Genomic DNA, 6,372 nt, shown 5'->3' on the forward strand with positions numbered 1-6,372 from the left:
TTTTTTCCATCTTCAGACCGAGGTGACTTTTTTGAATTGTGATAAAATAGAAGGGAGAGGATACATGTATGAGAAAATTTAAAATCTTTTTATTTATCGAAGCCTGTCTTTTGACAGGAGCTCTGATTTTGATGGTGTCAGAGCATTTTTCGCGTTTTTTGCTACTTTTATTCCTCTTTTTGCTTTTGATTCGCTATTACACTGGTAAAGAGGGCAATAACCTTCTTTTAGTGGTGGCAACCATTCTCTTCTTTTTCATCGTCATGCTCAATCCTTTTGTGATTCTAGCTATTTTTGTTGCGGTCATCTATAGCCTCTTTCTTCTTTATCCGATGATGAACCAGGAAAAAGAGCAGACAAATTTGGTTTTTGAAGAGGTGGTAACGGTTAAGAAGGAGAAAAATCGTTGGTTTGGGAATCTCCATCATTTTTCAAGTTATCAAACTTGCCAGTTTGATGATATCAATCTCTTTCGTCTCATGGGCAAGGACACCATTCATCTTGAGAGGGTCATCCTAACCAATCATGACAATGTCATTATCCTCAGAAAGATGGTAGGAACGACCAAAATCATTGTGCCTGTAGATGTAGAAGTCAGTCTCAGTGTTAATTGTCTATATGGGGATTTGAATTTTTTCAATCAGCCCAAGCGAGCCCTTCGCAATGAACACTATCATCAGGAAACGAAAGACTATCTCAAGAGTAACAAGAGTGTAAAGATTTTCTTGACCACTATGATTGGGGATGTGGAGGTGGTCAGAGGATGAAAAAACAAGCTTATATAATCATTGTCATTACCTCCTTCCTGTTTGTCTTATTTTTCTCCCACAGCTTGATGGAAATCCTTGACTTTGACTGGTCTATTTTCTTGCACGATGTCGAAAAAACAGAAAAATTTGTCTTTTTGTTGTTGGTGTTCAGCATGTCCATGACCTGTCTCTTAGCCCTGTTTTGGCGAGGTGTCGAAGAGCTTTCTCTAAGAAAAATGCAGACTAATCTCAAGCGTTTATTAGCAGGACAAGAAGTGGTTCAGGTTGCAGATCCAGATTTGGATGCCAGTTTCAAGTCCTTGTCTGGCAAACTTAATCTTTTGACAGAAGCTCTTCAAAAAGCTGAAAATCACAGTCTTGCTCAGGAAGAGGAAATCATTGAGAAGGAAAGAAAGCGGATTGCTAGGGATTTGCACGATACAGTCAGTCAGGAGTTGTTTGCGGCCCACATGATTTTGTCAGGTATCAGTCAGCAGGCTTTGAAATTGGATAGAGAAAAGATGCAGACCCAGTTGCAGAGTGTCACAGCTATTTTAGAAACTGCCCAGAAGGATTTGCGGGTCTTGCTCTTGCATTTGCGGCCTGTTGAACTAGAGCAGAAGAGTCTGGTTGAAGGGATTCAAATCCTCTTAAAAGAGCTTGAGGACAAGAGTGATCTCAAGGTTAGTTTCAAGCAAAATGTGACGAAATTGCCTAAGAAAATCGAGGAGCATATCTTCCGCATCCTGCAAGAGTTGATCAGCAATACCCTCCGTCATGCCCAGGCCTCTTGTCTGGATGTCTACCTCTATCAGACGGATCTTGAATTGCAGCTGAAGGTGGTGGACAATGGAATTGGTTTTCAGTTAGGGAGTTTAGATGACTTGAGTTATGGACTACGCAATATCAAGGAGCGGGTTGAAGATATGGCGGGAACGGTTCAACTCTTGACAGCTCCAAAGCAAGGGCTGGCAGTTGATATCCGTATTCCCTTGTTAGATAAGGAATGATAAAGGAGTAAAGATGAAAATTTTACTGGTAGATGACCATGAAATGGTCCGATTGGGCTTGAAAAGCTACTTTGACCTCCAAGATGATGTAGAAGTTATAGGGGAAGCGTCCAACGGGTTTCAGGGTATTGACTTAGCCTTGAAATTGCGTCCAGATGTTATTGTCATGGATATCGTCATGCCTGAAATGAATGGAATTGACGCGACTTTGGCCATCCTCAAAGAATGGCCTGAAGCCAAGATTTTGATTGTGACTTCTTACTTGGACAATGAAAAAATCATGCCGGTTTTGAATGCTGGTGCCAAAGGCTATATGCTCAAGACTTCTAGTGCAGACGAACTGCTCCATGCCGTCCGTAAGGTGGCTGCTGGCGAGCTGGCTATTGAACAAGAGGTCAGCAAGAAGGTCGAATACCATCGCAATCATATAGAACTACATGAGGACCTGACTGCGCGTGAGCGAGATGTTCTCCAACTCATCGCCAAGGGCTACGAAAATCAGCGCATCGCTGATGAACTTTTTATCTCTCTCAAGACGGTCAAGACCCATGTGTCCAATATCCTAGCCAAACTTGAAGTCAGCGATCGTACCCAGGCAGCGGTCTATGCCTTTCAGCATCATTTGGTAGGGCATGAGGAGTTTTAATAGTTATGTAAAAATAGTGTTGGAGAAATGACTTAATTTAGTATCAAAGAAGTGAGCAAGTACCTCCCCCATCATTGAAAAGCGCATTCGTTACTTGAAAAAAGTCGCTCGTTTATGTTATAATAGACTGTATTTAAAAAATTTTAAGGAGAAATGACAGAATGTCTGTATCATTTGAAAACAAAGAAACAAACCGTGGTGTCTTGACTTTCACTATCTCTCAAGACCAAATCAAACCAGAATTGGATCGTGTCTTCAACTCAGTGAAGAAATCTCTTAATGTTCCAGGTTTCCGTAAAGGTCACCTTCCACGTCCTATCTTCGATAAAAAATTTGGTGAAGAGTCACTTTACCAAGATGTTATGAACGCTCTTTTGCCAAATGCTTATGAAGCAGCTGTAAAAGAAGCTGGTCTTGAAGTCGTTGCTCAACCAAAAATTGACGTAACTTCAATGGAAAAAGGTCAAGACTGGGTTATCACTGCTGAAGTCGTTACAAAACCTGAAGTAAAATTGGGTGACTACAAAAACCTTGAAGTATCAGTAGATGTTGAAAAAGAAGTAACTGACGCTGACGTTGAAGAGCGTATCGAACGCGAACGCAATAACTTGGCTGAATTGGTTATCAAAGAAGCTGCTGCTGAAAACGGCGACACTGTTGTCATCGACTTCGTTGGTTCTATCGACGGTGTTGAATTTGATGGCGGAAAAGGTGAAAACTTCTCACTTGGACTTGGTTCAGGTCAATTCATCCCTGGTTTCGAAGATCAATTGGTAGGTCACTCAGCTGGTGAAACTGTTGATGTCGTTGTAACATTCCCAGAAGACTACCAAGCAGAAGACCTTGCAGGTAAAGAAGCTAAATTCGTGACAACTATCCACGAAGTAAAAGCTAAAGAAGTTCCAGCTCTTGACGATGAGCTTGCAAAAGACATCGACGAAGAAGTTGAAACACTTGCTGAATTGAAAGAAAAATACCGTAATGAATTGGCTGCTGCTAAAGAAGAAGCTTACAAAGATGCAGTAGAAGGTGCAGCAATTGATAAAGCTGTAGAAAACGCTGAAATCGTAGAACTTCCAGAAGAAATGATTCACGAAGAAGTTCACCGCTCAGTAAACGAATTCCTTGGAAACTTGCAACGTCAAGGTATCAACCCTGACATGTACTTCCAAATCACTGGAACTACTCAAGAAGACCTTCACAATCAATACCAAGCAGAAGCTGAGTCACGTACTAAGACTAACCTTGTTATCGAAGCAGTTGCCAAAGCTGAAGGATTTGATGCTTCAGAAGAAGAAATCCAAAAAGAAATCGAGCAATTGGCTGCAGACTACAACATGGAAGTTGCTCAAGTACAAAGCTTGCTTTCAGCTGATATGTTAAAACACGACATCACAATTAAAAAAGCTGTTGAATTGATCACAAGCACAGCAACAGTTAAATAATCTTAATAAACAAAAATCCCACCTGAATTGGTGGGTTTTCTTGTGCACTATTTTCCAAAAATCTCTTTGAGGTCTGCGTCTGTAATCCCAATCATGGCTGGGATACTGTCCCAGTTTTCTTCTGTCAGGATGTAGGATTGTTCAGAGGCGTTTGATGTGGCTGTTTCGGAGATAGCTGGTTGCTTTTCTTCAACATTCTCCAATAAATCACTGAAGCGTTCAATCAGATAGGTTTTTCGGGCAGTTCCGATATGTTGGGTAGCATAGTCAAAGGCCTGTAATTCGCCTAGTAAGATAAGCTTGCTTTTGGCGCGTGTAATGGCTGTATAGATGAGATTACGCTCCAGCATACGCCTGCTAGCACTGGTGATAGGTAGGATAACAACAGGGAACTCACTTCCCTGAGACTTATGGATACTCATGGCATAGGCCAAGCGAATCTTGTACCATTCGTTACGTGGGTAAGAGACCTCGTTGCCGTCAAAATCAATGACAATCTCGTCTTGTTTCGACTCGGTGTATTTACCCGGAATCAGGTCTGTGATGGCTCCTAAATCTCCATTAAAAACATTGATTTCAGCATCGTTGACCAAGTGAATGACCTTATCTCCTTTACGATAGTGACACTGGGGAGCTTCAAAACTGAGTTGGTCTTTTTGTGGTGGATTGAGCAGGTCTTGCATGAGCTGATTGATAGCATCAATCCCTGCCGTCCCTCGGTACATGGGAGCCAGAACTTGGATATCACGGGCAGGAATACCACTTCTGAGGGCAGCGCCTAAGATCTTTTCAATGGTGGCAGGAATATGGCCACTAGCGATTTCAAAGTAGGAACGGTCAGCTTTTTTCTGAGTGAAATCAGCTGGCAAGATGCCCTGTCGAATTTGACTAGCTAGGGTGACGATGGTTGATTCTTCGCTTTGCCGGTAAATTTTTTCCAAGCGAGTCTGAGGAATCAAGGGAATATGAAGCAGATCAGCTAGAACTTGTCCAGGACTGACAGAAGGCAACTGGTCGCTGTCGCCCACGATGAGGATTTTACTGTTAGAAGAGATGTTGGAGAAGAGTTGATTGGCCAGCCAAGTATCCACCATAGAAAATTCATCCACGATGATAAAGTCAGCATCCAGATAATCTTCCAGATGACTGGTATCATCGTCACCTGTCATTCCTAAGTGGCGGTGTATAGTAGCGCTAGGCAAGCCTGTTAATTCATTCATGCGCCTAGCGGCTCGACCAGTTGGAGCAGCAAGAAGAATCGGTAAATTGCTTTTTTTCCTGAGGTCAAGTCCTTCTAAGAGGGCATAAACAGCGATGATCCCATTGATAACCGTTGTCTTACCAGTACCTGGACCGCCTGTCAGAATAAAGACCTTGTTCTGGATAGCATCACAGATAGCCTGTTTTTGAATGTTATCATATTCAATCTCCAGATCTTCTTCGACAGTAGCGATATGTTTTTGAATGGTTTCTAAATCATGACTCTTCTGTTTTCCTTTTTCAAGGATACGAACCAAGTGACTGCGGATGCCTTCCTCAGCGAAAAAGAGGCTGTTGTCAAAAATTTTTGTATCAATCTGCTGAACCTTGTCTTCTTCAATCAGGTAGGAGAGTTCTTGGGCAACTTGACTGGGATCCAGTTCTACGGGGCGAGAAGATTCAAGGAGAGTAAGGGTTTGTTCTAGCAAATCCCGAGCTTCAACATAGGTGTCCCCTGTTTCCATACAGGCCTGAAAAAGACTATGAACTAGTCCTGCACGGAAGCGTTCAGGAGCCTGACTTTCGATGCCTAGTTCCTCAGCTAGTTGGTCAGCAATAGTAAATCCCAACCCCTTGATATCCTCAACCAGTTGATAGGGATAATTTTCAACCACATCAAGGGTTTCTTCCTTGTAAAAGTCTTGAATCTGAAAGGCTAGTTTGTTGGGAATGCCGTAGTTGGCTAGTTTGGCCAAAACCATCTCCGTTCCGTAGTTGAGACGGAGAGTGGAGACGAAAGCCTCGCGATTTTTGGCAGATAGTCCTGCGATGCCTTCTAACTTTTCTGGGTGTTGCAAAATTTCGTCAATGGTATTGTCGCCATAGGTGTCCACTATTTTCTGAGCTGTCTTGAGACCAATTCCCTTGAAATGGCTACTTGAAAAGTACTTGACCAAGCCCTTGCTAGTTGGTTTTGCACGTTCATAACGGTTGATTTGCAGTTGTTCCCCATACTTGGAGTGCTGGACAATTTGCCCCCAAAAAGTGTAGTCTTCGCCCTCAATCACATCAGCCATGGTGCCGGTGACAATAATTTCAAAATCATCAAAATCCTCTGCGTCTGTATCGTCGATTTCTAGGAGGAGGATACGATAAAAATTGCTGGGATTTTCAAAAATAATCCGTTCAATGGTTCCTGAAAAATAAACTTCCATAAGATTCCTTTGCATAAATAGGTGAGAGTTAATACTCTTCGAAAATCTCTTCAAACCACGTCAGCTTCGCCTTGCCGTATATATGTTACTGACTTCGTCAGTTCTATC

At 42.3% G+C, this 6,372-nt stretch carries 5 protein-coding genes; 4 read left to right on the forward strand and 1 reads right to left on the reverse strand.

Annotated elements, in window-relative coordinates; genetic code table 11:
* Nucleotides 1–68: 68 nt before the first annotated feature.
* The 4 genes from liaF to tig all read left to right on the forward strand — a co-directional run bounded on the left by liaF (nt 69) and on the right by tig (nt 3,850).
* Nucleotides 69–767 carry a cell wall-active antibiotics response protein LiaF gene (liaF, locus tag HT721_RS04890; protein WP_173229159.1) on the forward strand — a complete coding sequence of 233 codons (699 nt, stop codon included), beginning with the start codon at nt 69–71 and terminating at the stop codon, nt 765–767.
* Complete coding sequence (locus HT721_RS04895) at nt 764–1,759, forward strand: sensor histidine kinase (RefSeq protein WP_173229161.1); 996 nt, start codon at nt 764–766, stop codon at nt 1,757–1,759. The genes liaF and HT721_RS04895 overlap by 4 nt, the downstream gene beginning before the upstream one ends.
* A 13-nt stretch (nt 1,760–1,772) precedes the next feature.
* A complete protein-coding gene (locus HT721_RS04900) occupies nt 1,773–2,405 on the forward strand; it encodes a response regulator transcription factor (protein ID WP_173229163.1) in 633 nt (210 codons plus the stop codon).
* A 161-nt stretch (nt 2,406–2,566) separates the two neighbouring features.
* A complete protein-coding gene (tig, locus tag HT721_RS04905) occupies nt 2,567–3,850 on the forward strand; it encodes a trigger factor (protein WP_173229165.1) in 1,284 nt (427 codons plus the stop codon).
* A gap of 47 nt (nt 3,851–3,897) precedes the next feature.
* Here tig and HT721_RS04910 read toward each other — a convergent pair whose 3' ends face one another.
* Nucleotides 3,898–6,264: an ATP-dependent RecD-like DNA helicase gene (locus tag HT721_RS04910; RefSeq protein ID WP_173229168.1), complete on the reverse strand. Its 2,367-nt coding sequence runs from the start codon at nt 6,262–6,264 to the stop codon at nt 3,898–3,900.
* Between the last annotated feature and the right edge of the window lie 108 nt (nt 6,265–6,372).

It is taken from the genome of Streptococcus sp. 4094 (assembly GCF_013277125.1).
Taxonomy (GTDB): domain Bacteria; phylum Bacillota; class Bacilli; order Lactobacillales; family Streptococcaceae; genus Streptococcus.

Excerpts from the sequence above, each read along its gene's own strand:
- liaF (WP_173229159.1), top strand. The coding sequence starts at position 69 with ATGAGAAAATTTAAAATCTTTTTATTTATCGAAGCCTGTCTTTTGACA.
- tig (WP_173229165.1), top strand. The coding sequence starts at position 2,567 with ATGTCTGTATCATTTGAAAACAAAGAAACAAACCGTGGTGTCTTGACT.
- HT721_RS04895 (WP_173229161.1), top strand. The coding sequence starts at position 764 with ATGAAAAAACAAGCTTATATAATCATTGTCATTACCTCCTTCCTGTTT.
- HT721_RS04900 (WP_173229163.1), top strand. The coding sequence starts at position 1,773 with ATGAAAATTTTACTGGTAGATGACCATGAAATGGTCCGATTGGGCTTG.
- HT721_RS04910 (WP_173229168.1), bottom strand. The coding sequence starts at position 6,264 with ATGGAAGTTTATTTTTCAGGAACCATTGAACGGATTATTTTTGAAAAT.